Consider the following 24,894-nt stretch of genomic DNA (forward strand, 5'->3'; position numbering starts at 1 on the left):
CTAATTCCCGTGACGTCGTGTTCGTCGACGGCGTACGCACACCTTTCGGCAGGTCGGGGCCGAAGGGGCTGTACGCGGAAACGCGCGCGGACGACATGGTCGTCCGCGTCATCCGCGAGCTCATCCGCCGCAATCCCGCGCTGCCGCCCGAGCGGGTGGACGAGGTCGCCATCGCGGCCACCACCCAGATCGGCGACCAGGGGCTGACCATCGGCCGCTCGGCCGCGGTGCTCGCGGGGCTGCCGAAGAGCGTGCCCGGATACGCCATCGACCGGATGTGCGCGGGCGCGATGACCGCGGTCACCACGGTGGCGGGCGGCATCGCTTTCGGCGCCTACGACGTGGCGATCGCGGGCGGCGTGGAGCACATGGGGCGCCACCCGATGGGTGAGGGCGTGGACCCGAACCCGCGCTTCCTGTCGGAGAAGCTCGTCGACCCCAGCGCGCTGGTCATGGGCATGACGGCGGAGAACCTGCACGACCGCTACCCCGAGATCACCAAGGAGCGCGCGGACGCCTACGCGGTGCGCTCGCAGGAGAAGGCGGCCAAGGCCTACGCCGACGGCAGGATCCAGCCCGACCTGGTGCCGACCGCGATCAGGACCGCCGAGAAGGGCTGGGGCCTGGCCGTCTCCGACGAGGCGCCGCGCCCTGACACGACGCTGGCGGGCCTGGCGGGGCTGAAGACGCCCTTCCGCCCGCACGGGCACGTCACCGCGGGCAACTCCTCGGGCATCAACGACGGCGCCACGGGCTGCATCGTGGCCGCCTCTGACGTCGCCGAGGAGCTGGGGCTGAGCGCGCGCATGCGGCTGGTCTCCTACGCCTTCGCGGGCGTGGACCCCGAGGTGATGGGCGTCGGCCCGATCCCGTCCACGGAGCGCGCGCTGCGGCTGGCCGGCCTGGACGTCTCCGACATCGGGCTGTTCGAGGTCAACGAGGCCTTCGCCGTGCAGGTCCTGGCCTTCCTCGACCACTTCGGCATCGACGAGGAGAAGGTCAACCCGTGGGGCGGCGCGATCGCCTTCGGCCATCCGCTGGCCTCCTCGGGGGTCCGGCTGATGACGCAGCTGGCCCGTCAGTTCGGCGAGCGCCCCGACGTGCGCTACGGCATCACCACCATGTGCGTCGGCATGGGCATGGGCGGCACCGTGATCTGGGAGAACATCGGGGGTAACGCGGCATGAGCTTCGAGGAACTCGTCACCAAGGCCATCGTGCGCGACGTCGAGCTGCCCTACGGCGGCGGGACGATGGCGCTGATCACCCTGGACAACGGCTTCGACCACACCAAGCCGAACACCTTCGGCCCCGGCGGGCTGACCTCCCTCGGCCAGGCGCTCGACGCGATCGCCGCGCGCACGGACCTGGTGGCCGTGGGCGTGACGGGCAAGCCGTTCATCTTCGGCGTGGGCGCCGACCTGAAGGGCGCCGCGCAGGTGCGCACCCTTGAGGAGGCGCTGGAGATCGGCCGCCTGGGCCATGCGGTCTTCGCGCGCCTCGGCTCGCTCGGCATCCCCAGCTTCGCCTTCGTCAACGGCGCGGCCATGGGCGGCGGCCTGGAGGTGGCGCTGCACTGCACCTACCGGACGATCTCCGCGGGCGTGCCCGCCGTGGCGCTGCCCGAGTGCTTCCTGGGCCTGGTGCCCGGCTGGGGCGGCACCCAGCTGCTGCCTCGCCTGATCGGCCCGGCCGCCGCGATCAAGCTGATTGTGGAGAACCCGCTCTCCCAGAACCGCATGATCAAGGGCACCCAGGCCTTCGAGTACGGCGTCGCCGACGCGATCTTCGAGCCCGCCGACTTCCTCGAGGAGTCGCTGCGATGGGCCGCCCGAGTCCTCAAGTCCGAAATTTCGGTTGAACGCCGGTCGTATGACGACGTGGACTGGGACAAGGCGGTCGCCGACGCCCGCTTCCTGGTGGACATGAAGCTGCACGGCGCCTCGCCCGCCCCCTACCGGGCGCTCGACCTGATCGCGATGGCCCGCACGGCCACGCCCGAGGCGGGCTTCGCGGCCGAGGAGGAGATCCTGGCCGACCTGCTGATGAGCGACTCGCTGCGCGCCGGGCTGTACTCCTTCGACCTGGTCCAGCGGCGCGCCAAGCGGCCGGCCGGAGCGCCCGACCCCGCGCTGGCCCGCAAGGTCACCAAGGTCGGCGTCGTCGGCGCCGGGCTGATGGCCTCGCAGATGGCGCTGCTGTTCGCGCGCCGCCTCGAGGTGCCCGTCGTGCTGACCGACCTGGACCAGGCCCGCCTGGACAAGGGCGTCGGCTACGTGCACGCCGAGGTGGACAAGCTCCTCGGCAAGGGCCGCATCTCCGCCGACCAGGCCAACCGCCTCAAGTCGCTGGTGACCGGCTCGCTCACCAAGGACGCCTTCGCCGACGCCGACTTCGTCATCGAGGCCGTCTTCGAGGACCTGGCGGTCAAGAAGCAGGTCTTCGCCGAGGTGGAGGCCGTGGTCTCGGACTCGTGCGTGCTGGCCACGAACACCTCGTCCCTGTCGCTGACCGAGATGGGCTCCGGCCTGCGGGTGCCCGCGCGCCTGGTCGGGTTCCACTTCTTCAACCCGGTGGCGGTGATGCCGCTGCTGGAGATCATCAAGGGCGCCAAGACCGACGACGAGACGCTGGCCACCGCCTTCGCCGTGGGCAAGGCGCTGAAGAAGTCGTCGGTGCTGGTCAAGGACGCGCCCGCGTTCGTGGTGAACCGGCTGCTGACGCGCTTCATGGGCGAGGTCGTGGCCGCCGTCGACGAGGGCACGCCGCTGGAGGTGGCCGAGCACGCGCTGGACGACCTCGGGCTGCCGATGACGCCCTTCGCGCTGCTGCAGCTCGTCGGCCCCGCCGTCGGCCTGCACGTGGCAGAGACGCTGCACGAGGCCTTCCCCGGCCGTTTCGGCGTCTCGCCGGGCATGGCCAAGCTGGTCGCCTCCGGCAAGCCGGGCCTCTACCGGCCTGACTTCTCGCTCGACCCCGAGGCGGTCGCGCTGTTCGCCGGCGGCTCCACGCCGTCAACGGCCGAGCAGGTACGGCGGCGCGTCCTGGAGGCCCTGTCGGAGGAGATCCGGATCATGCTGGACGAGGGCGTGGTCGCGGCCGCCCAGGACATCGACCTGTGCATGATCCTGGGCGCCGGCTGGCCCTTCCACCTCGGCGGCATCACCCCGTACCTGGACCGCGCGGGCCTGTCCGACCCGCGGTTCCTGGAGCCGGGCCTCGCCTCGGTGCCCGCCTGACGTGAGAAGACCCCGGGGGAGACGTTCCCCCCGGGGTCTTCCCGTGTGGACGGCCAAGAGCGGCCTCGCCGCGCCTAGAACGTTCCAGGGACCGGAGGTGGCGTCGGCTCCGTGGTGCGGCTGCGCACGGCGCGGCTGTGGCGGTAGCCGTACAGGAAGTAGATGATCGAGCCGATCACCATCCAGATGATGAACCGCAGCCAGGTCTCCACCGGCAGGTTCAGCATCAGGTAGAAGCAGGCGATGATCGACAGGATCGGCAGCACGGGCACCCACGGCGCGCGGAAGCCGCGGTGGAGGTCCGGGCGGGTGCGCCGCAGGATGATGACGCCGGCCGAGACCACCACGAAGGCGAACAGCGTCCCGATGTTCACCAGCTCGGCCAGCGCGCCGAGCGAGATGAACCCGGACAGCGCCGCCGAGACCAGCCCGACGATGATCGTGAGCCGTGCCGGCGTGCCGTACTTGGGGTGCACGATCGACAGCTGCCGCGGCAGCAGCCCGTCGCGGCACATGGCGAACAGCACCCGGCTCTGACCCAGCATCAGGATCATCACCACGGTGGTGAGACCGGCGATGGCGCCGATGCTGATCAGCGCGGCCGCCCAGTTCTGCCCGACGGCGGTGAACGCCTCGGCCAGTGGCGCCTTCGTGCTCAGCTTGGTGTAGTTCTGCATGCCGACCACGACGAGCGAGACGGCGACGTACAGGACCGTGCAGATGGCCAGCGAGCCGAGGATGCCGCGGGGCACGTCGCGCTGCGGATCGATGGTCTCCTCCGCGGCGGTGGCCACGATGTCGAAGCCGATGAAGGCGAAGAAGACGACCGCGGCGGCGGAGAAGATGCCGATGACGCCGAACGACACCGGGGTGATGCCGAACAGCACCTGGATCAGCGGCGCCTTCAGCCCCGCGACCGCCGGGGTGGAGATGGCCGGCGGGATGAACGGCGTGTAGTTCGCGGCCTTGATGAAGAACAGCCCGGCGATGATGACGAGCAGGATGACCGACACCTTGATCGCGACGATGACCTCGTTCACCCGCGAGGACAGCTTGATGCCCAGGACCAGGATCACGGTGAGGATCAGCACGATCACGATCGCGGGCAGGTTCACCACCGGCGCCTCCCCCGCCATCCAGGCGGGCAGATGGATGCCGATCGACTCGAGCAGCGCGGCGAAGTAGCCCGACCAGCCGACCGCGACCACGGCGGCGGCCAGCGCCATCTCCAGCATCAGGTCCCACCCGATCACCCAGGCGGGAAACTCGCCCAGCGTGGCGAAGGAGAAGGTGTAGGCCGATCCGGCCACCGGGATCGTGGAGGCGAACTCCGCGTAGCACAGCGCGGCCAGACCGCAGACCACGCCGGACACCACGAATCCCAGTGCCACGGCCGGCCCCGCGGTCAGCTTGGCCACCTGCCCCGTCAGCACGAAGATGCCCGTACCGACGATCACCCCGATGCCGAACACGGTCAGGTCGAGGGCCGACAGCCGCTTTCTCAGCTGGTGCTCGGGCTCCTCGGTGTCACGGATCGACTGTTCAACGCTCTTGGTGCGAAAGATATCCACAGTCGGTGATATTTCCCGCACCAAGAGTGATCATGCCTCGATGGGGGCACTCCGCTTGGCGACCGCCTCGGTGATCTCCCTGGCCAGGTCCTGGCCGGTCAGGCCCTGGTAACCGAGGATCTTGGCGCGCTTGGCCACGTCGAGGAAGCTCTGGTCGATGCCGAACGTCTTGACCGGCACGTCCACGTCGTTGTCGCGCAGCAGCCTGGCCACCGCGTCGCCGACGCCGCCCACGCGCCCGTTGTCCTCCACGACCGCGACCAGCTTGTGCGCGCCCGCCGCCAGCACCAGCGCCTCGTCCAGCGGCTTGACCCAGCGCGGGTCGATCACCGTGGCCGAGATGCCCTGCTGGTCGAGCAGGTCGGCGGCCTCCATGCACGCGTGCGCCATCGGGCCCACGCCGACGATGAGCACGTCGGGATCGGCGGCGCGCAGCACGTCCATCTCGCCGAGCTTGCCGATCGCCTCCAGCGGGTCGGCCAGCGCGCCCTTGGGGTAGCGCAGGGCGGTCGGGCCGTCCTCGATCGCGACGGCCTCGCGCAGCAGCTCGACCACCCGGTCGCCGTCGCGCGGCACCGCGATCCGCAGGCCAGGCACGACCTGCAGGATCGACAGGTCCCACATGCCGTTGTGACTCGGCCCGTCGTCACCGGTGACACCCGCCCTGTCGAGCACGAACGTGACGGGCAGCTTGTGCAGGGCCACGTCCAGGAGCAGTTGGTCGAAGGCGCGGTTGAGGAAGGTGGCGTAGACGGCGAACACCGGGTGCAGGCCGCCGAGCGCCAGCCCGGCCGCGCTGGTCACCGCGTGCTGCTCGGCGATGCCGACGTCGTAGAAGCGCTCGGGGAAGGCCTCGGCGAAGGGAGCCAGGCCCACCGGGTACTGCATGGCGGCGGTGATGGCCACGAGGTCCTCGCGCTCGTGGCCGAGCTTGACGATCTCCTCGCTGAACACGTCGGTCCAGATGCGGCCCTTCGGCTTCTCCCTGCCGGTCACCTTGTCGAAGGGGCCGGGGCCGTGCAGCTGGTCCTCGTCGTGGTTCTCCGCCGGGGAGTAGCCGCGGCCCTTCTGGGTGAGCACGTGCACGATGACCGGGCCGCGGAAGTCGCGGGCCTGGCGCAGCGCGGCCTCCACGGCCTGCTCGTCGTGGCCGTCGATGGGGCCGACGTACTTCAGCCCGAGGTCCTCGAACATGACCTGCGGGGCCAGGACGTCCTTGATGCCCTTCTTGATGCCGTGCAGCGCGTCGTACAGGACGGGGACGTTGCCGAACTTCTCCTTGACGAACTCCAGCAGGTCCTCGTAGCGGGGGTTGGTGCGCAGCGAGGACAGGTGGGAGGCCAGGCCGCCGATCGTGGGCGAGTAGGAGCGGCCGTTGTCGTTGACGACGATGACGAGCGGCAGGTCCTTGCGGGCGGCGATGTTGTTGAGCGCCTCCCAGGCCATGCCGCCGGTGAGGGCGCCGTCGCCGATGACCGCCACCACGGTGCGGTCGCGCTCGGCGCGCACCCGGAAGGCCTTGGCCAGGCCGTCGGCGTAGGACAGCGCGGTGGAGGCGTGGGAGTTCTCCACGAAGTCGTGCTCGGACTCAGCCTGGCTCGGGTAGCCCGACAGGCCGCCCTCCTGCTTGAGCGCGCGGAAGCCGTCGAGGCGGCCGGTCAGCAGCTTGTGCACGTACGCCTGGTGGCCGGTGTCCCAGATGATCGGGTCGCGCGGCGAGTCGAACACTCGGTGAACGGCGATGGTCAGCTCGACGACGCCCAGGTTGGGACCCAGGTGGCCGCCGAACTTGGCGCACGAGTCGACGAGCACGTCCCGGATCTCCCCGGCGAGCTGCGGCAATTCATCCACGCCGAGCCTTTTGACGTCGTGCGGTCCCCTGATCGAGCCCAGCATGCCGCGTCCCCTCCGCTTCTTCTGCGCCAACGGATCGAGTCTAGTTCGTGGCCCCGGCATTGACTCCATCGAGTCAATTGAGCCCATATTTGTCCGATCTTGACCTAGTCTTTCCATCACTATGAACACTCTCCCCATGAGGAAACTGACGTCACTCCTGGCAGCCGGGGTCGTTCTGGCCCTGGCCGGCGCGGGGACGGCGTCAGCGCAAGCAGCAGAGGCAAGTAACGAAGCATCGCAGCAGGCGGCCAACCCCAGCGGCAAGGCGGCGGCCGTCAACAACCCCCTGTACAAGACCGGCCGGCTCGCCGGCTCGAACTGTTCGCCCGGTTCCCTCCCCAAGGGCAGCGTCGCGGCCTACAGGCACTTCCTGACAGCGGTCACCAACTGTCTGAACCGTTCCTGGGGCACCCAGTTCAAGAAGGCGGGGCTCACCTTCAGCTCCCCGCGTCTGCGCATCATCACCAAGAAGATGCGCACCCCTTGCGGCCCCTGGAGCGTCGGCGCCGACGGCATCTACTGCTCCAGCGACCGCACGATGTACATGCTGATCACCAAGACGCAGCTGCGCGACCCGTTCGCCCTGGGCATCACCCGCCTGATGGCGCACGAGTACGGCCACCACGTGCAGAACATGTCCGGCATCTGGAGCTACTACTGGGCGGCCAGGAACGCCTCCGGCCACTCCGGTCAGCTCCAGCTCTCGCGCCGGTCGGAGCTGCAGGCCGAGTGCCTCTCGTCGGTCTTCATGAGCACGGTCCACGACTCGCTGCCCATCGACGACCGCGAGTGGGACTACACCGTGAACTGGTTCCGCCAGCACGGCGCCGACTCCTGGCCGGAGAACGACCACGGCAAGGGCCCGACGATCGCCGCCTGGATGAACCGGGGCTACAACTCCGGCTCGCCGGGCGCGTGCAACACCTGGAAGGTGTCCTCCGGATACGTCCGCTAGCCACACCGAGCCGCACGGCCGCGCCCTTCCGGGCGCGGCCGTGCCGCATTTAAGTAAACAAACTGCCAAGAACTGGTCTAAGATCCGCCATCGTGCGAATTCCCCTGATCGCCGCATCTGTGGTCATGACCGCGGGTGTGGCCTTATCGGGTACGGCCAGCGCGGAGGTCAAACCCGCCGCGCAGGCGCCGCCGGCCGTACTGACCAAGAACAAGATCTACTCCTCGGGCACCACCACGCCGCAGTCGTGTGTGATCCCGGGGATCCGCAAGGGCAGCACCGCCTCGCTGAAGAGTTTCCACCTGGCGATGGCCAGGTGCGCGAACACGTTCTGGGCCGAGAGGTTCAAGGCCGCGGGCCTGGCCTACCGCCCGCCGAAGGTCACCATCACCACCGGCAGCGGGTCGGCCTGCGGGCGGATCACCACCAACGGTGCCCAGTACTGCCCCACGCAGCGGACCATCGCCATCCGGATCATGAAGCGCGACCTGACTGACCCGTTCAGGATGAACATCGCGCACTCGGTGGCGCACGAGTGGGGCCACCACGTGCAGCAGCTCACCGGCATGCTCGACGCGCAGAACCGGCTCTACTGGCAGGCCGCGGGCACCGCGCGCCAGATCCTCAGCCACCGCCTGGAGATGCAGGCGGAGTGCTTCGCCGGTGTCTTCTACAGCTCCACCCTCGACTCGATCAACCCCGGCATCACCTGGGAGCAGTGGATCGACGCGGTCAGCAGGGCCGGCGAGAGCAAGATCCACGGCCACCCGGCCAACCTCGCGTACTGGCAGGACCAGGGGTTCAGCCACGGATCAACGCGCTATTGCAACACCTGGACCGCAGACAGGGGACACGTTTCGTGAACGTCAAGCAATCTTCAAACCGGGGGAATCACACTTTGGGGATGAAGATCCCCTTTGTCGCCGCGGTGTTCGCGGTGATCGCCGGCCTCTTCCTGTCTGGCGCCCCCGCTCAGGCCGCGACCGGACCCGCCCAGACCCAGTACCCGATCAGGAGCAAGCAACTCACCCAGAACAAGCTCTACAAGAGCGGTCCGCTGGAGACCGTCAGCTGCCCCGAGCCTGCCATCGAGTCGAGCGTGAGCTCGGCCAAGTCCTACGTCAAGACGCTCTTCAACTGCCTCGGCGACGCCTGGTCCGCCCAGTTCGACAAGGCGGGCCTGCGCTTCAGCAAGCCGTCGCTGCGCTTCTTCACCTCCAAGAAGGGCCTGCGCTACTGCGGCTCGAAGTGGGGTGACGCGGCCGGGATCTACTGCCCCAGGACACGCCAGTTCGCCGTGCTGCTCGACAAGGAGATCCTCACCGACGTCGACGACCTGTTCCTGATGGACGTGGTCGCGCACGAGTACGGCCACCACGTGCAGCAGATGAGCGGCATCATGCGCGCCTACGAGTACGAGCCCTACCACGGCAAGAAGGAGGAGACCGAGCAGACCAAGCGCCTGGAGCTGCAGGCCGAGTGCTTCGCGGGCGTGTTCATCGGCAGCGTCTGGGACTCCCTCGACCGCTCCGAGGACGACTGGCAGCGCCTGCTCGACGTCGTCGCGATGAGCGGTGACGAGACCACCAAGGTCAAGGACCACGGCCGTGGCTCCACCCAGAAGTCCTGGCTGAACAAGGGCTTCCAGTCGGCCGCGCCGGGCGGGTGCAACACCTGGGCCGCCCCCGCGAGCCGGGTCCGCTAGCCGTTCGCTCTCGCCAGCACTTCCAAGGGGTCCGCGAGCACGTGGGCGAAGGCCAGCTCGGCCGCGCCCACGAGCGTCGCGTCGTCGGCCAGCGCCGACGTGCGCAGCCGCAGCTTCTCGCGCTGGGGGGCCAGCGCGTGCAGGGCCAGGCGGCTGCGCACCTGGGCGGCCGAGCCCAGGTAGATCTCCCTGAGCATGCCGCCGAAGATGACCAGCTCGGGGTTGAAGATGTTGACCAGGTTGGCCACGCCGAGGCCGAGCCAGTCGCCGACCCTGCTGAGCGCCTCCTGGGCCACGATGTCGCCCCTGTCGGCGGCGTCGACCACCGCGCGGACGGCGTCGCGGCCGTGCTGGCCGGGGCCGACCCGTCCGGCGGCCTCCAGCAGCGCCCGCTCCCCCACCTCCGCCTCCAGGCAGCCGCGGGAGCCGCAGCCGCAGGTCCTGCCGCCCGGATTGACGATCATGTGGCCGACCTCGCCGCCGTAGCCGTCGTGGCCGCCGAGAAGGTGGCCGCCGGCGATGATGCCGCCGCCGATGCCGACGTCGCCGTGCAGGTAGATCAGGTCCCTGACGGCCACGCCGACGCCCCTGCTGTGCTCGGCCAGCGCGGCCAGGTTGGCGTCGTTGCCGACGCTGACCGGCAGCCCGAGGCCGAGCCTGCGGCCCAGCTCCTCGCCGAACGGCGCCTCCTCCGACAGCAGGTTGGGCCCGAAGGTGATGACGCCGTCGCTCTTGCGCACACCGCCGGACACCGCCGCGGCGGCGCCCACGCAGACCGTGTCCTGCCGGGTCTTCCTGCGCATCTGCCTGGCGAAGCCGGCCAGCGTGGCGGCCAGTTCCTCCACCACGAACGGCCCGCGCTCGCGGGCGACCTCGCGCCGGTCCAGGATCGCCCCGCCCAGCCCGACGCGGGCCGCCGCGAGCCGGTCGGGACCCACGTCGAAGGCGAAGACGTAGACGCGCGACGACTCGGGCCGTACCACCAGCGACGGCCTGCCCGCGCGCCCCGTCTCGCGCGGCAGCTCCTCACGCACCAGACCCGCGGCGGTCAGGTCGGAGGTGAGCGCCATGATCGTACTTCGGTTCAGCCCCATCTTCGAGGTGAGCTCGGCGCGCGAGGTGGGTCCGCTCAGGTGGACGTGACGCAGCAGCGCGCCAAGGTTGTGGCGCCTGATGTCCTCCTGTGACGGGCCTGCGCTGAGGGGCGGCTGGCTGATCACCTTAGCCCGGCGGCCGCCGCTCGCCTGCGCGCCAGCGCGTCCACACCCGCGGCAAGCAGCAGGACGAATCCAGTCACCAGGTATTTCACGCTGGCACCATAGTTCATCAGACCCATCCCGTTGTCGATCACCGCGATCACCGCACCGCCGAGTATCGCGTCCAGCACCCGCCCCTTGCCACCGAACAGGCTGGTGCCGCCGATCACGGCCGCGCCGACAGCGTAGAGCAGCACCGAACTGCCGCCGGTGTTCGGGTCGACCGAACTGGCGCGGGAGGCCGCAATGATGCCGCCGACCGCCGCCATCGACGAGCAGATCACGAACGCGCTGATCCTGATCCTGTCGACCGAGATGCCCGCCCTGCGCGCCGCCTCGGCGCTGCCGCCGACCGCGTACATGTGCCGTCCGAAGGCGGTACGGCGCAGCACGAACGTCCCCAGCACCAGCAGGGCCACGATGATGGGGACCACGATCGGCACGCCCGTCAGCGACACCAGCGCGGGGTTGCGGCTGCGCTCCAGGTTGAGCACGTAGACGGCGACGCCCGCGATGAGCGCCAGCGCCCCGACCCTGGCGGCGATCAGCGACAGCGGATCGGCGACCAGGCCCCTTCCCGCCCGCTTCCTGGCCCTGATCAGCTGAACGGCCGCGTAGACCGCGACGCACGCGGCGTACAGCGCCCAGCCGAGCCAGGGCGGCAGGTTCTTGTTCGCGATCGCGACGATGACCGGGTCGCGGATCGAGATGTTCGTGCCCTCCTGCACCAGGACCAGCACGAGCCCCTGGAAGGCGAGGAAGGCGGCCAGCGTCACCACGAACGACGGGATACCCACCTTGGCCACCAGCGTGCCGAGCACGATGCCGATGACCGAGCCGGTGACGATCGCCGCGACCACGCCGATGTACCAGGGCAGGCCCATGTTGGTGAGCGTGACCGCGAGCACCGCCGCGCAGACGCCGCTGGCGAAGCCGGCCGACAGGTCGATCTCGCCGAGCAGCAGGACGAAGACCAGGCCCATGGCGATCACGGTGACTGCGGCGCCCTGGGTGAAGAGGTTGGCGAAGTTGATCGCGGTGACGAAGGCCGGCCGCGCGACGGCGAAGGCCGTGCACAGGACGAGCAGGCCGAGCACCGCGGGGATCGCTCCGATGTCGCCGCCGCGGACCCGCTCGAGGTAGGCGCGGGTGCTGTGGCTGATCGACGGCGACTGGGCGGCCGTGACGATGGCGTCATCGGTGACCATGTTCATGGGGTGACCCCGTTCCTGAGGCCGAGGTCCCCGCTCCGGCCGGATGTGATCAGTTCGACGACCTGGGCGTGCGTCACGTCGGCGGTCCTGACCTGGGCGGCCATCCTGCCGAGGTAGAGCGCAGCGATCCGGTCGGAGACGGCGAACACGTCGTTCATGTTGTGCGAGATGAGGACCACGGCCAGCCCGGTGTCGGCCAGGCGCCGCACCAGTTCCAGCACCTGCGCGGTCTGGGCGACGCCGAGCGCGGCCGTCGGCTCGTCGAGGATGACGACCTTGCTGTTCCACAGCACGGCCTTGGCGATGGCGACCGTCTGCCGCTGGCCGCCCGACAGGCTCGAGACCTGCTGCCTGATGGATTTCACGGTGCGCACCGAGAGGCTGCTGAGCGTCTTCTCCGCCAGCTCCTCCATCGTGGCCTCGTCGAGGACCAGGCCGCTGCGGCGCTCCCGGCCGAGGAACATGTTCTGGACGATGTCGAGGTTGTCGCACAGGGCGAGGTCCTGGTAGACGATCTCGATGCCGAGGGCGCCCGCGTCGCGCGGGCTGTGCACCTGGACCGGCGCGCCGTCGAAGAGGATCTCTCCTCCGTCGATCGGATGGATCCCGCCGACGCACTTGACCAGCGTGGACTTCCCGGCTCCGTTGTCGCCGACCAGGGCGGTGACCTCGCCGGAGTAGGCGGAGAAGGCGACGTCGTGGAGGACTTGGACGGGCCCGAAGCTCTTGTCGACGCCTCGGACTTCAAGAAGGGGGTTCATGAGGCTCCCTCAGAGAGGGGTACGGCGGGGCGCCGCCGTACCCCCTGATTTTCACTGAATACCGGCCTCGGTGCACTTCTTGGCGAAATCGCCGGTGCACAGCTCTTCCTTGCTGACGTAGCCGTCGGCGACCACGTCCTTGACGTTGTCGAAGGTGATCGCCTGCGGCTCGAGCAGTTCGGCGGGCACGTCCTGCTTGCTGGTCGGGTCGTTGACCTTGCCCGACGCCGTCGGCTTCTCGCCCTTGGCCAGCGCGACCGCGAGCTTGGCGGCGGCGTCGGCCTCCTTCTTGACGGCCTTGTAGACGGTCATGCACTGGTCGCCGGCCAGGATGTTCTGCAGGCCCTGGACGGTGGCGTCCTGGCCGGTGACCGGGACCTTGCCGTTGAGGTTGTTCTTCTTCAGCACCGTGATGGCGGCGTTGCCGAGACCGTCGTTGGCGGCCAGGACACCGGCGATCTTCGGCTGCTGGGTGAGCATCTGCTCGAAGATCGTGCCGGCCTGGGTGTTGTCCCACTCGGGCACGGACTGGTCGGGGCCCTTGACGAACTCGCCGGAGTCGTACTTCGGCTTGAGCACGCCGTCGTAGCCGCTCTTGAACAGCGTGGCGTTGTTGTCGGTCGGCGAGCCGTTCAGCTCCGCGACGATGGGCTTCTTGGCCTGCTTGTCAGACAGGCACTTGACCAGGCCCTCCCCCTGCAGCTGCCCGACCTTGGTGTTGTCGAAGCTGACGTAGTAGGCCGCTCCGCCGCCGAGCGTGAGCCTGTCGTAGTCGATGACCGCGACGCCCTGCGACTTCGCCTTGTCGATCACGGTCTTGCCAGTGCCGCTGTCCAGGTTCACGATCATCAGCACGGTCGCGCCGTTGGTGATCATCTGGTCGGCGATGGTCTGGAAAGCTGTCTTGTCGTTCTGGGCGTTCTGGATGTCGTAGGCGATTCCGGCCGCCTTGAACGCCTCTTCGAGGTACTTGTGGTCTGCCGTCTCCCAGCGTGCCGACGATTTGCTGTCGGGGAGGATCACGCCGATCTTTCCCGCTTTCTGCGAGCTCTGCGCCGGCGACGTGGAGGTGGTGGTCCCGCTGTTGCCCCCGCAGGCGGTTAGACCAAGGACGAGCACGGCCAGGCTGAGGATCCCCTTGCGCATGGTGCATGGGTCCTTTCTTCCGGAGGGGCCCGGATGAATGTTGTTTGCGGCAACGTATTCCGGGATGGCCTGCTTTGGAAGACCCTCGCAAGGGGGAGTTTGTTGTTCCCGGTAACAATCCAGAAACGTGAGATCAACGCAGCAGGCTCTGCCCGATCAGCACGATCGCGGAAAGCGCGGCCACGACGAGGATCGCGGCGCGCATCTTGCCGCCGTCGACGTAACGGCGCACCGGGCCGGTGGCCAGGAAGCCGGCGATCATCGGGATGAGCAGGAGCGCGCCGGTGGCCAGGGCCCTTCCCGGCAGGTGGCCGACGACGGCCAGGAGCGCCAGCGACTGCGCGGCGCTGAGGAAGAAGTACATGGCCAGGGTCGCCCTGATCTGCGGGCCCTTGGCGTCCTGGTAGACCAGCGCGATCGGCGGGCCGCCGATCCCGGTGGCGGTGCCGGTGATGCCGGAGACGAAGCCCGCCCCGGTCACCGTGTACCCGTTGCGCGGCAGGCTCGGCGCCTTGGCGGTGACGACGACGGCGATGAGCACCATGGCGCCGACGAGGACGCCCAGGGCCTGCACCGAGACGTAGACCACGATGTAGGCGCCGACCAGGCCGCCGGGCACCCGGCCGAGCACCCCGAACCCGAGCCCCCGCCAGTCGATCAGGCGCCACTCCCTGGCCAGCGTGAGCAGTGGAAGCGTGAGGTTGGCGACCTGGATGGCGCCGGGCATCAAGCCCGGATCCAGCAGGGTGAGGACGGGCGCGGCGATCAGCCCGAGCCCGAAGCCCACGCTCCCCTGCACCACCGCACCGACGAATACTGCTAAACCACCAATTATCAGCACTTCCGTCACGGTGCCAGTCAACCAGCCCCTTGACGTCGCAGGCGCTCCTGCATCCCGTCCAGCACGAGCTGCAGCCCCTCCTCGAAGCTGCGGTCGCCCTGCGGGTCTCCCAGACGGCTCAGCGCGGCCATCAGCCGCGGGTAGGCCGCGGTCATCATCTCGAGGTCCGGCCCCTCGCTGTCCTCCGGATCGCTCCGCCCGCGGTCGGCCTGCTCCTCCACGACGAACCCGTCCACGTAGTTGCTGATCGCGAACACCCCGAGCAGGGCGTCCGTCGCGTCGAAGCCCGCCTTCTCCAGCGAGGCGACCATCCCCTCGATCATCGCGAACAGCTCGGGCGAGGGACGCGTGCCCGCGGCGACCCTGGCGCCGTCGCGGTAGGAGTTGAGCATGTTCCGCACGCCCCTGGCGTAGTCGGCCAGCCACTCGCGCCACCGCGCGGGGTCGGTGAGCGGCGGCCGGTCCAGGTACGGCCTGACGATCGCCGCGGCCATCTCGTCGAGCAGTTCCTGCTTGTTCCTGACGTGCCAGTAGAGCGCGGGCGCCTGCACGTCGAGCTCGGCGGCCAGGCGGCGCAGCGTCAGCCCTTCCAGGCCGACCTCTGCGAGCAGCTTCAGCGCCGCGGCGACGATGGCGGATTTCTCGAGACCCACGGTTGACAGCTTAACAACGTTAGAGGCACGCTTAACAGCGTTAGATTTAACGCTGTTAAGGAGCTCTCATGATCAGAGCGAACGGCCTGCGCAAGCGGTACGGCGAGCGGGAGGCGCTCGGCGGCGTCGACCTCGACGTGCCGGAGGGCACCGTCTGCGGCCTGCTCGGGCCCAACGGCGCCGGCAAGACCACGATCGTGCGGATCCTGGCCACGCTGCTGCGGCCCGACGCGGGGCAGGCCCGGGTGGGCGACCTGGACGTGGTGCGCGACGCGTCCCGGCTGCGTTTCCGCATCGGCCTGGCCGGCCAGCACGCCGCCGTCGACGAGTTGCTGACCGGGCGCCGCAACCTGGAGCTGTTCGGCCGCCTCTACCACCTGCCGCGGCGGCAGGCCCGGCAGCGGGCCGACGAGCTGCTTGAACGCTTCGACCTGACCGACGCGGCCAGGCGGCCGGTCAAGACGTACTCGGGCGGCATGCGGCGCAGGCTGGACCTGGCCGCCAGCCTGATCGTCGCCCCGCCGGTGCTGTTCATGGACGAGCCCACCACGGGCCTCGACCCGCGCAGCCGGCTCGACCTGTGGAACATGCTGCGCGGGCTGGTCGCCGAGGGCACGACCCTGCTGCTCACCACCCAGTACCTGGACGAGGCCGACCAGCTGACCGACCAGATCGTGGTGCTCGACCAGGGGCTCGTGGTCGCCGCGGGCTCGCCCGCCCAGCTCAAGAAGCGCATCGGCGGCAACCGGATCGAGGTGGTCTTCCGCGAGGCGGCCGACCTGGCGGAGGCGCAGGACCTGATCTGGCAGACGGTCTCCGGCTCGCTGGAGGCCGACCCCTCACAGCGCAGGATCACCGTGTCCGTGAGCGAGGGGCCGCGGTCCGTGGTCAGGATCGCCGCGGCGCTGGACGGCGCCGGGATCGAGGTCGAGGACCTGAGCCTGCGCCAGCCGACGCTCGACGAGGTCTTCCTGGCGGTGACGGGGTCATGACGCTGATCGTGCCCCGGCCGCCCGCGACGGCGGGTGAGCGCCTGCGATGGACCGTCGCCGACTCGCTCACGATCGCCTCGCGGACCTTCTCCAGGCTCAAGGCGCAGCCCATGGAGATCGTCTCGTTCCTGGTGTTCCCGATCATGATGACCGTGCTGTTCGGGTACGTCTTCGGCAGCGCGATCAAGCTCCCGGCCGGCGGCGACTACCGCAGCTACCTGATGCCGGGCATCTTCATGCAGGTCATGGCCATGACCGCGACCGCGGCGGCGACGGCCGTGGCCGAGGACATGGAGCGGGGCATCATCGACCGCTTCCGCGCCCAGCCGATCGCGCGTGGCGCCGTGCTCATCGGGCGCAGCGTGGCCGACCTGTCGATGCACCTGCTGTCGCTGACCTCGATGGTGGCGGCGGCGCTCCTGCTGGCGGGCTGGCGCGCCCACGGCACGCCCGCCCAGACGGCCGCCGCGTTCGGCCTGCTGGCGCTGTTCGGCTTCGCCATGATCTGGGTGGGGACCTACATCGGCCTGTACGTCAAGAGCGGCGCCCAGGCGGACGCGGCCACGTTCGGCTGGCTCTTCCCGATGACGTTCCTGGCCAACACGTTCGTCCCCACGGAGGGCCTGCCGGTCTGGCTCAAGCCGATCGCCGACTGGAACCCGATGAGCGCCACGGTCGCCGCCATCCGGCAGCTGTTCGGGAACCCGACGTCCGCCTCCCGGGCGTGGCCGCTCCAGCACCCGATCACGGCCAGCCTGGCCTGGTCCCTGCTGATCCTGGTCGTCTTCGTCCCTCTGGCGGTCCACCGCTACCGCTCCACCACCCGGTGATCCCTGTACGGCGGGCCCGCCGTACAGGGATCAGCGGACCGGTCAGCCGGTGTACCTGGCGATGATCTTGGTGAAGTCGTAGGGCTGCTGGGAGACGCCGCTGCAGGCGTTCAGGTCTCCCCCGGAGCCGCAGGCGCGGTCGCGGTTGAGCTCCCAGAACGTCAGGCGGGCGATGTGGTGCTGCTGGGCGTAGGACAGCATGGTCTGGAAGTCCGCAAGCGACACCACCTCGTCCGCCACGTCCGTCTTGCCGTTCATGGACGACAGGCCGAGGTGGGCGTACGTGGCGGCGTCGGAGTAGCCGTAGGCGGCCTTGACGCGGGACTTGAGGCCCTCCATGGCGTTGACCGTGGCCTGGCCCATCGTGCCGCTGTGCCCGCCGAAGTCGAAGGGCATGATCGTCCAGATGTCGTTCTGCAGCCCGGAGGCGGCACCCCGGTTGATCATGTCGACGCCGGTCGAGTCAGGGCCCGTGGGCGTGGTGCCGAACGTGATGATCGTCTTGATGCCGGGATTGCTGGCCTTGACGGTCTTCAGCGCGTCGATCACCCGCTGGCGTACGGTGGCGCTCGCCCACTCGGTGTTCTCGATGTCGATGTCCAGCGCCTTGAGCGAGTAGGCGTTGATCACCTTCTGGTAGGCGCCGGCCAGCGCCGACGCGCTGGTGCACTTCTCGCCCAGCTTGGTGCCGCTCCAGCCGCCGACCGAGACCACCACGTCGCCGCCGGCGGCGCGGATCGCGTTGATCGTGGCCTGGTCCGTGCCGCCGGTCAGCGGGCGCGAGCCGTCCCACTTCGGATTGCACGTCCCGTCCGAGAGGATGAAGGCGAGCGTGAACCACTTCACCCCGGTCGCGGACATCGCCCCGCTCGGCGACCCGGCGCTCCCCCATCCGGCGTAGACGTAGGGCGCGACGGCGTCGGCGGTGACCGGCGGCTGCCCCGCGCCGACGGTGAGCTTGTCCAGGTTGGGCCCGCCGCTCGCGCCGGTGGCGGTGGCCCTGATGGTGTTGGCCCCGCTCGCGAGGGTGACGGGCACCTGGACGGTGGCCCAGGTGTCCCAGTTCGCGGTGGGCGCGAAGTCGCGGCCGGCCACGGTGGTCCCGTTCACGGCGATGTCCAGCGGCCTGACCGAGGTGGTCCCGTTGGCGTACCTGAAGGTCAGGGTGGCCGGTCCGCCTGTGGACTGGACGTTCCACTCGACGTAGCCGCCGGCCACGTTGACGTAGTCCACGAACCCGGAGCCGGTGAAGCCGGTGTGGTTGGAGGCGACGGCGGCCTGGCTGAGCGTGGCGTCCTCGGCCTGGTAGTCGGGTCCGCCGGTGTCGGCGGTGGCGACGTCCAGGTAGTCGGCGTTGGGGCCGCCGTTGGCGGTGGTCGCGGTGGTCGTGACCGTGTTCGCCCCCGCGTTGAGCGTGGCGGGAATCTCGGCGGTGGCCCAGGTGTCCCAGTTGCCGGTGCCGTTGAAGTCACGGGTGACCGGCGTGCCGCCGTTGACCGAGATCGCCATCGGCCGGTTGACGGTGGTGCCGTTGGCGTATCTGAGCTGGAGGGTCACCGGCCCGGCCTGGGCCGCGTTCACGGTCCAGGTGACCGAGCTGCCGGTGACGTTGTCGTAGTTGACGAAGCCTGTGCCCGAGAAGCCGAGGTGGTTGGACTCCACGACTCCCTGGCTGATGGTGGCGTTCTCCGCCTCGTAGCGCGTGGTGGCGGCCTGCGCCGGTAAGGCGCCGGTGACCAGCAGTGCGAGGACGGCGAGGACGGGGGTGATCCTGCGCACGGGCTTGCCCCTTTCGGCAATAGTTGTTAGGAAGGCTTCCTAACAAACAAGGGGTTGTCAAGACCGCGAAAAAGGGCCGCCCGGGCGGATGGGTGTTCCGCCGGGCAGCCCTGGAGGATCGGGTGGTTCCCCCGATGTGGGCGCGTGAGGATCGCGCCCGTCCCCACCGGGCTCCGCCCCGGGCTCTTGGCCGGAGCGGAGCCCGGGAAGTCACTTGGCCAGCAGCGACCGAAGGACGTACTGCATGATGCCGCCGTGCCGGTAGTAGTCGGCCTCGCCGGGCGTGTCGATGCGGACGACCGCGTCGAACTCCACCTCGCCCGCCTTCACGTGCACGGTGCCCGGGATGCCGCCCTGGTTGAGCTCCTCGACACCGGTGATGTCGAAGGCCTCCTCGCCCGTCAGGCCCAGCGACTCGGCCGTGGCGCCCTCGGGGAACTGCAGCGGCAGCACGCCCATGCCGATCAGGTTGGAGCGGTGGATGCGCTCGTAGGACTCGGCGATCACGGCCTTCACGCCCAGCAGCGCCGTGCCCTTGGCGGCCCAGTCACGCGAGCTGCCGGAACCGTACTCCTTGCCCGCCAGGACCACCAGCGGCGTGTCCTGGGCGGCGTAGTTGACCGAGGCGTCGTAGATGAACGACACCGGCCCGCCGTCCTGGGTGAAGTCGCGGGTGTAGCCGCCTTCGGTGCCGGGGGCGATCTGGTTGCGCAGGCGGATGTTGGCGAACGTGCCGCGGATCATGACCTCGTGGTTGCCGCGGCGCGAGCCGTAGGAGTTGAAGTCTCTGACCTCGACCCCGTTGGCCTGCAGGTACTGGGCGGCGGGGGTGCCGACCTTGATGGAGCCGGCCGGGGAGATGTGGTCGGTGGTGACCGAGTCGCCCACCTTGACCAGGACCCGGGCGCCGTGGATGTCCGTCACGGGCTCCGGCTTCTCCGGCATGCCGTCGAAGTAGGGCGCCTTGCGGACATACGTCGAGTCGGCGTCCCACTCGAAGGTGTTGCCCGTCGGGATCGGCAGCGAGCGCCAGGTGTCGTCGCCCTTGAAGACGTCGGCGTAGTCGCGCTCGAACATCTCCCGCCCGATCGAGGAGTTGACCACCTCGGCCACCTCGGACGGCGCGGGCCAGATGTCGCGCAGGAAGACCGGCTGCCCGTCGGAGCCGGTGCCCAGCGGCTCGGAGTCGAGGTCGATGTCCATCGTGCCCGCGAGCGCGTAGGCGACCACCAGCGGCGGCGAGGCCAGGTAGTTCATCTTGACGTCGGGGTTGATGCGGCCCTCGAAGTTGCGGTTGCCGGACAGCACCGCGGTGACGGCCAGGTCGTTGGCCTGCACGGCCTCGGAGATCTCGGGCAGCAGCGGCCCGGAGTTGCCGATGCAGGTGGTGCAGCCGTAGCCGACCAGGTTGAAGCCCAGCTTGTCCAGGTAGGGCTGCAGGCCTGAGCGCTCGAAGTAGCCGGTGACGACCTGCGAGCCGGGCGCCAACGAGGTCTTGACCCACGGCTTGCGGGCCAGGCCCTTGTCGACGGCGTTGCGGGCGAGCAGCGCGGCGCCGAGCATGACGTACGGGTTGGAGGTGTTGGTGCACGAGGTGATCGCGGCGATCGAGACGATGCCGTGGTCGATCTCGAAGGACGTGCCGTCCTCGAGCGTGACCGCGACCTTCTTGTGCGGGCGCTTGCCGTTGAGCGTGGGGCTGTGCGGCTGGTCGCCGTCGCTGTCGTGGCCGACGGCCGGCGAGTCGGAGGCCGGGAAGGACTCCGACGACGCCTCGTCCAGCGGGCCGAAGTCGGACTCGGCGGCGTAGTCCTTGACGGCCGCGCGCCAGGCCCGCTTGGCGTCGCTGAGCGCGATGCGGTCCTGCGGGCGCTTCGGTCCGGCGATGGACGGCACGACGGTGGCCAGGTCGAGCTCGATGTACTCGGAGAACTCGGGCTCGGTCGCGGCGTCCAGCCACAGGCCCTGGGTCTTGGCGTAGGCCTCGACGAGCGCGATCTGCTCCTCGGAGCGGCCGGTCAGGCGCAGGTAGTCGACGGTCTGGCCGTCGATCGGGAAGATGGCGCAGGTCGAGCCGAACTCGGGGCTCATGTTGCCGATCGTGGCCCGGTCGGCCAGCGGCACGGACGAGACGCCCTCGCCGTAGAACTCGACGAACTTGCCGACCACGCCGTGCTTGCGCAGGATCTCGGTGATCGTCAGCACCAGGTCGGTGGCGGTGGCGCCGGCGGGCAGCTTGCCGTTGAGCTTGAAGCCGACCACACGCGGGATCAGCATGGAGATCGGCTGGCCGAGCATGGCGGCCTCGGCCTCGATGCCGCCGACGCCCCAGCCGAGCACGCCGATGCCGTTCTCCATCGTGGTGTGGGAGTCGGTGCCGACGCAGGTGTCAGGGTAGGCCTTGCCGTCGCGCGTCATCACGACGCGGGCCAGGTGCTCGATGTTGACCTGGTGGACGATGCCGGTGCCCGGCGGGACGACCTTGAACTCGTCGAAGGCGGTCTGGCCCCAGCGCAGGAACTGGTAGCGCTCGCGGTTGCGCTCGTACTCGCGCTCCACGTTGCGCTGGAAGGCGTCCGGGTGGCCGAAGTAGTCGACGATCACGGAGTGGTCGATGACCATCTCGGCGGGCGCCAGCGGGTTGATCTTCGCCGGGTCGCCGCCCAGGTCGCGCACGGCCTCGCGCATCGTGGCCAGGTCGACCACGCACGGCACGCCGGTGAAGTCCTGCATGATGACGCGCGCGGGGGTGAACTGGATCTCCACGCTCGGCGTCGCCTTGGGGTCCCATCCGGCCAGCGCGCGGATGTGGTCGGCGGTGATGTTCGCGCCGTCCTCGGTGCGGAGGAGGTTCTCCAGCAGGATCTTCAGGCTGTACGGCAGGCGCGCCGCGCCCTCGACGGCATCCAGCCGGAAAATCTCATACGACGCGTCGCCGACGCGTAGCGTGTCACGGCTGCCGAAGCTGTTCGCGGACACGGATATTCGCCTCCTCGGTGGACCATTGCTCAGTCAAATCCTGCCGCACCGTGGGACCACACAAGACGTTAGGTCACCCTAACCGCGATGCGGCGGAAGTCTCTCGACGTCAAGATATCCAGAAAAGTATCTCGACATCAAGTTAAACCGGAGCCAGCCGCCAGAAGAGCAGCCCGATGATGGCCACGGACAGGATCGGAGCCAGGATCTTCTGCTCGAACGTCTTCCCCGTCTTGATGCCGATCTTCCACGGCAGCACGAACTTGTAGGCCAGCGGCCACAGCACGGGGCACCCGCGCTCGGTCATGCAGTCGCCCAGCACGTGCACCAGGCAGCCCACCGCCACGGCCATGCCCAGCCAGGCGTATCCCACGTGCAGCGACAGTAAGACCGCGAAGATCCCGGCGGTCAATCCGATGTTGATCATCGCGGACCCGGCCTTGTTGCCCGGGATTCCGACGCCGATCGCCCGTAACGCCAGCCCGATCAGCAGCACCACCATGATGTCGCGGCCGATCGGATAGGTGGCCGCCAGCCAGTGCGCGCCGAACCCCAGCGCCACCGCGAACGCCAGCGAGTGGGTCATCCCCCGGTGCCCGCCGCCCACCCACGACACCATCTTGGCCAGCGCCCACGTGACGGGCCCGAAGGTGTGCGCGATCGTGGCGCTGGGATGGTCGAGGTCGGGCAGCATGGCGGCGCCTGCGCAGACCAGCGCGCCCGCGATCAGCTCGGCGGGGGTGAGCGCGTTGGCCATGATCCCGGTCTCGATGAACCGGGTCGACTCGGTGACCATCGGCAGCGAGGCGAGCGCCGGAGCCAGTGCCAGCCAGGCGATGGCGCCGGTCATCGCGTGCGAGTGACCCATCACGATCAAGGACTGTACGGCAAGCACCCGGCAGATCCGACTGACCGACATGCCACAAATATCCGCATATTCGCCTACTTCAGCCCTACCCACCGGCCATCGACCGTGGGTGGGACCCGGAAAAATCCGCATATGAGCCTGGTTCACATTCCGCGGAATCTGAGGTTACTTATGAGTAAGGCTCATATCAGCGGAGGTGTCACCCCCCATGCACTTACCCATGGCCCTGCTCACAGCGTTGACAGTGCTCACAGCCCCCGCACAGACAAGCACCCTCACCCCACTCCCCCCGAACCTGGAGGCCATCCGCAAGGCCGAGGCGATCGAGCTGTACGGCGACGACGCCATCAGGCCCCTCGACCAGCGCAAGACCTCCCTCACCTCGCTGGGTGACAGCGAGATCTCCGGCGAGGGCGCCTTCGACCGCTCGCTCTACGAGCCGGGCACCGACGGCCCCGACAACTGGTGCCACCGCTCCACCAAGGCGGCCGTCCACGTCACCCAGATCCCCGCCGACGTCACCTACAACCTGGCGTGCTCCGGCGCCCAGACCAACGACATCACGATCGGCGGCACCCACCAGTACGCCGAGCTCAACCAGGGCGACAACCTGGCGATCAAGGCCCGCAACACCCGGATCAAGATGATCGTCGTGGTGGCCGGCGCCAACGACGACGGCGGCCCCGAGTTCGGCCCGACGATGACCGACTGCGTCAAGCGGCGCGTGCTCTTCCAGGGCAACTGCTGGCCCTCCCAGGACCCGACGTGGGCGCAGCGCGTCGACTTCATCGTCTCGCGCGTGGCCAAGGCGCTGACCGACGTCAAGCAGATCATGGCCGACGCCGGCTACGCGCCCGGCGACTACCAGCTCGTCTCGATGTCGTACCCGAGCCCTGCCAGCCCGGACGTCGAGGACAACCCGAACTTCCCCGGCTGGTACAACGGCGGCTGCCTCGGCTACCTGTCCGACCTGGCCTTCGCCCGCAACAAGGCCGTCCCGATCTTCGAGACCGGCATCCGCAGGGCCGCCGCGCAGGCGGGCGCCCGCTACCTCGACGCCAGCCGCCTGTTCCACGGCACCGAGGTGTGCCAGGACACCGCCTGGGTGACGGGGCTGCACGCCGTCAACGGCGACCTGTTCGACTCCAACGCGACCAGGCAGTCCTTCCACCCCAACCCGCGCGGCCACGCCGCCTTCGGCGCCTGCCTGACGCAGTTCTTCAACGCCAACCTCCAGCAGGGGACCTGCATGAACCCGGCGGGTTCCCTGTCGCCGAAGCTGTATCCGGGGCTGCCGGAGTTCAAGCAGCTCAGGCACGCCGCCACCGGCAACTGCCTGGACGTGGACGGCAACTCCTCGCGCAACGGCAGGAAGCTGGTCTCCTGGCCGTGCGAGGGCACGCGCAACGAGGCGTTCTGGTACGACCCGGCCACCCAGGCGATCCACTCGATGCTGTCGCAGGACCGCTGCGCCGACATCAACGGCGGCAAGCTGGTCGCCGGCACCGCCGTACAGGTGTGGGACTGCAACGCCAGCGCGGCGCAGCGCTGGACCTACGACGGCGCCCGCCTGCACGCGGCCGGCGCGCCCGCGCTGTGCGCGACGCTTGCCGGTACGGCGCGCGCGCTCGCCGACGGCCTGGTCCTGGCGACCTGCGACGGATCCGACAAGCGGCAGGCGTTCACCTGGGAGCCCAGGAAGGCGTTCACCTACACGCAGCTCAAGCTGAACGGCAAGTGCCTGGACGTGCCGGGGAACAAGCCGTCGAGCGGCGCGAACCTGCTGCTGTACGCCTGCGACGGCAACGCCGACCAGTTCTGGTCCTACAACCCGGTCTCCGGGCAGCTGCACAACCTCGCCGACCCTGGCATGTGCGCCGACGTCGAGGGCGGGACGACGGCCCAGGGCACGCCCGTCCAGGTGGCGAGCTGCTCCTCGGCGATCGGCCAGTACAGCGACTCGATGCGCTGGAATCTCTCAGGCGGGACGTACGGCTCGCGCAAGGATCCCTCGTGGGTGATCGGCAGCGCGGACGGCACCAACGTGACGCTGCAACGTTCCGGCGCGTGGGCGGGCGGCGACAGCCGTACCCCTGATCCGTGGAAGTTCCTCACGGCCGACGTCTACTAGTCCGTAAACGCAGACGAGGTCGTCTCCGCGGCGACAGCACCCCCCAGCCCTGCCGACGCGGAACGACCTCGTCTGCTCT

Annotated in this window: 19 protein-coding genes; 8 read left to right on the plus strand and 11 right to left on the minus strand. The window is 69.3% G+C overall.

Annotation, left to right across the window (positions count from 1 at the left end; translation table 11 throughout):
• Positions 1-17: 17 nt before the first annotated feature.
• On the plus strand, positions 18-1,187 hold the full coding sequence (locus tag KIK09_RS17045; protein ID WP_372455675.1) for a thiolase family protein: 1,170 nt from the start codon (positions 18-20) through the stop codon (positions 1,185-1,187).
• Entirely contained in the window at positions 1,184-3,238 is a 2,055-nt protein-coding gene (locus tag KIK09_RS17050) for a 3-hydroxyacyl-CoA dehydrogenase NAD-binding domain-containing protein (RefSeq protein ID WP_214320190.1), read from the plus strand. The genes KIK09_RS17045 and KIK09_RS17050 overlap by 4 nt, the downstream gene beginning before the upstream one ends.
• A gap of 74 nt (positions 3,239-3,312) precedes the next feature.
• On the opposite strand, the gene KIK09_RS17055 is transcribed toward KIK09_RS17050, so the two are convergent.
• Together KIK09_RS17055 and dxs are read right to left on the minus strand one after the other, a co-directional pair.
• Entirely contained in the window at positions 3,313-4,809 is a 1,497-nt protein-coding gene (locus KIK09_RS17055; protein ID WP_214320191.1) for an amino acid permease, read from the minus strand.
• A 30-nt stretch (positions 4,810-4,839) separates the two neighbouring features.
• On the minus strand, positions 4,840-6,705 hold the full coding sequence (gene dxs / locus KIK09_RS17060; RefSeq protein ID WP_214320709.1) for a 1-deoxy-D-xylulose-5-phosphate synthase: 1,866 nt from the start codon (positions 6,703-6,705) through the stop codon (positions 4,840-4,842).
• A gap of 136 nt (positions 6,706-6,841) precedes the next feature.
• Here dxs and KIK09_RS17065 point away from each other — a divergent pair, with 136 nt between their 5' ends.
• From KIK09_RS17065 to KIK09_RS17075, 3 genes are all read left to right on the plus strand, one after another.
• Entirely contained in the window at positions 6,842-7,660 is an 819-nt protein-coding gene (locus tag KIK09_RS17065) for a neutral zinc metallopeptidase (protein WP_214320192.1), read from the plus strand.
• 92 nt (positions 7,661-7,752) lie between these two features.
• Positions 7,753-8,523, plus strand: a complete 771-nt coding sequence (locus KIK09_RS17070) for a neutral zinc metallopeptidase (RefSeq protein WP_214320193.1) — start codon at positions 7,753-7,755, stop codon at positions 8,521-8,523.
• 41 nt (positions 8,524-8,564) lie between these two features.
• Positions 8,565-9,365, plus strand: a complete 801-nt coding sequence (locus KIK09_RS17075) for a neutral zinc metallopeptidase (protein WP_214320194.1) — start codon at positions 8,565-8,567, stop codon at positions 9,363-9,365.
• Here KIK09_RS17075 and KIK09_RS17080 read toward each other — a convergent pair.
• From KIK09_RS17080 to KIK09_RS17105, 6 genes are all read right to left on the minus strand, one after another.
• A complete protein-coding gene (locus KIK09_RS17080) occupies positions 9,362-10,435 on the minus strand; it encodes an ROK family protein (protein ID WP_250573216.1) in 1,074 nt (357 codons plus the stop codon). The two genes, KIK09_RS17075 and KIK09_RS17080, sit on opposite strands and share 4 nt — an antisense overlap.
• A gap of 146 nt (positions 10,436-10,581) precedes the next feature.
• Positions 10,582-11,835, minus strand: coding sequence for a sugar ABC transporter permease (locus KIK09_RS17085; RefSeq protein ID WP_214320195.1), 1,254 nt, complete (start codon positions 11,833-11,835; stop codon positions 10,582-10,584).
• A complete protein-coding gene (locus KIK09_RS17090; protein ID WP_214320196.1) occupies positions 11,832-12,596 on the minus strand; it encodes an ATP-binding cassette domain-containing protein in 765 nt (254 codons plus the stop codon). Before KIK09_RS17090 ends, KIK09_RS17085 begins: the two co-directional genes overlap by 4 nt.
• 51 nt (positions 12,597-12,647) lie before the next feature.
• Complete coding sequence (locus KIK09_RS17095; RefSeq protein ID WP_214320197.1) at positions 12,648-13,742, minus strand: sugar ABC transporter substrate-binding protein; 1,095 nt, start codon at positions 13,740-13,742, stop codon at positions 12,648-12,650.
• A 133-nt stretch (positions 13,743-13,875) separates the two neighbouring features.
• Positions 13,876-14,592: a sulfite exporter TauE/SafE family protein gene (locus tag KIK09_RS17100; protein WP_214320198.1), complete on the minus strand. Its 717-nt coding sequence runs from the start codon at positions 14,590-14,592 to the stop codon at positions 13,876-13,878.
• An 8-nt stretch (positions 14,593-14,600) separates the two neighbouring features.
• The gene (locus KIK09_RS17105) at positions 14,601-15,236 is read right to left on the minus strand and encodes a TetR/AcrR family transcriptional regulator C-terminal domain-containing protein (protein ID WP_214320199.1); all 636 of its coding nucleotides are present in this window, start codon (positions 15,234-15,236) and stop codon (positions 14,601-14,603) included.
• A gap of 68 nt (positions 15,237-15,304) precedes the next feature.
• On the opposite strand from KIK09_RS17105, the gene KIK09_RS17110 reads away from it, so the two are divergent.
• Complete coding sequence (locus KIK09_RS17110) at positions 15,305-16,228, plus strand: ATP-binding cassette domain-containing protein (protein ID WP_214320200.1); 924 nt, start codon at positions 15,305-15,307, stop codon at positions 16,226-16,228.
• On the plus strand, positions 16,225-17,058 hold the full coding sequence (locus tag KIK09_RS17115; protein ID WP_214320201.1) for an ABC transporter permease: 834 nt from the start codon (positions 16,225-16,227) through the stop codon (positions 17,056-17,058). Before KIK09_RS17110 ends, KIK09_RS17115 begins: the two co-directional genes overlap by 4 nt.
• A gap of 42 nt (positions 17,059-17,100) precedes the next feature.
• Here KIK09_RS17115 and KIK09_RS17120 read toward each other — a convergent pair whose 3' ends face one another.
• The 3 genes from KIK09_RS17120 to KIK09_RS17130 all read right to left on the minus strand — a co-directional run bounded on the left by KIK09_RS17120 (position 17,101) and on the right by KIK09_RS17130 (position 22,735).
• Positions 17,101-18,837, minus strand: a complete 1,737-nt coding sequence (locus KIK09_RS17120; protein ID WP_214320202.1) for a CBM35 domain-containing protein — start codon at positions 18,835-18,837, stop codon at positions 17,101-17,103.
• 210 nt (positions 18,838-19,047) lie between these two features.
• Entirely contained in the window at positions 19,048-21,822 is a 2,775-nt protein-coding gene (gene acnA, locus KIK09_RS17125; protein WP_214320711.1) for an aconitate hydratase AcnA, read from the minus strand.
• A 136-nt stretch (positions 21,823-21,958) separates the two neighbouring features.
• On the minus strand, positions 21,959-22,735 hold the full coding sequence (locus KIK09_RS17130) for a metal-dependent hydrolase (protein ID WP_250573217.1): 777 nt from the start codon (positions 22,733-22,735) through the stop codon (positions 21,959-21,961).
• 157 nt (positions 22,736-22,892) lie between these two features.
• Between KIK09_RS17130 and KIK09_RS17135 the strand changes: the two genes are divergently transcribed.
• Positions 22,893-24,815: a ricin-type beta-trefoil lectin domain protein gene (locus tag KIK09_RS17135; RefSeq protein ID WP_214320203.1), complete on the plus strand. Its 1,923-nt coding sequence runs from the start codon at positions 22,893-22,895 to the stop codon at positions 24,813-24,815.
• The last annotated feature ends 79 nt before the right edge of the window (positions 24,816-24,894 follow it).

The sequence above is a fragment of the Nonomuraea sediminis genome (genome assembly GCF_018531495.1).
GTDB classification, from domain to species: Bacteria; Actinomycetota; Actinomycetes; order Streptosporangiales; family Streptosporangiaceae; genus Nonomuraea; species Nonomuraea sediminis.

Bases quoted from the DNA above. Each gene is read 5' to 3' on its own strand.
- KIK09_RS17050 (WP_214320190.1), top strand. From the start codon at position 1,184: ATGAGCTTCGAGGAACTCGTCACCAAGGCCATCGTGCGCGACGTCGAG.
- dxs (WP_214320709.1), bottom strand. From the start codon at position 6,705: ATGCTGGGCTCGATCAGGGGACCGCACGACGTCAAAAGGCTCGGCGTG.
- KIK09_RS17065 (WP_214320192.1), top strand. From the start codon at position 6,842: ATGAGGAAACTGACGTCACTCCTGGCAGCCGGGGTCGTTCTGGCCCTG.
- KIK09_RS17075 (WP_214320194.1), top strand. From the start codon at position 8,565: ATGAAGATCCCCTTTGTCGCCGCGGTGTTCGCGGTGATCGCCGGCCTC.
- KIK09_RS17080 (WP_250573216.1), bottom strand. From the start codon at position 10,435: ATGGCGCTCACCTCCGACCTGACCGCCGCGGGTCTGGTGCGTGAGGAG.
- KIK09_RS17085 (WP_214320195.1), bottom strand. From the start codon at position 11,835: ATGAACATGGTCACCGATGACGCCATCGTCACGGCCGCCCAGTCGCCG.
- KIK09_RS17090 (WP_214320196.1), bottom strand. From the start codon at position 12,596: ATGAACCCCCTTCTTGAAGTCCGAGGCGTCGACAAGAGCTTCGGGCCC.
- KIK09_RS17095 (WP_214320197.1), bottom strand. From the start codon at position 13,742: ATGCGCAAGGGGATCCTCAGCCTGGCCGTGCTCGTCCTTGGTCTAACC.
- KIK09_RS17110 (WP_214320200.1), top strand. From the start codon at position 15,305: ATGATCAGAGCGAACGGCCTGCGCAAGCGGTACGGCGAGCGGGAGGCG.
- KIK09_RS17115 (WP_214320201.1), top strand. From the start codon at position 16,225: ATGACGCTGATCGTGCCCCGGCCGCCCGCGACGGCGGGTGAGCGCCTG.
- KIK09_RS17130 (WP_250573217.1), bottom strand. From the start codon at position 22,735: ATGTCGGTCAGTCGGATCTGCCGGGTGCTTGCCGTACAGTCCTTGATC.
- KIK09_RS17135 (WP_214320203.1), top strand. From the start codon at position 22,893: ATGCACTTACCCATGGCCCTGCTCACAGCGTTGACAGTGCTCACAGCC.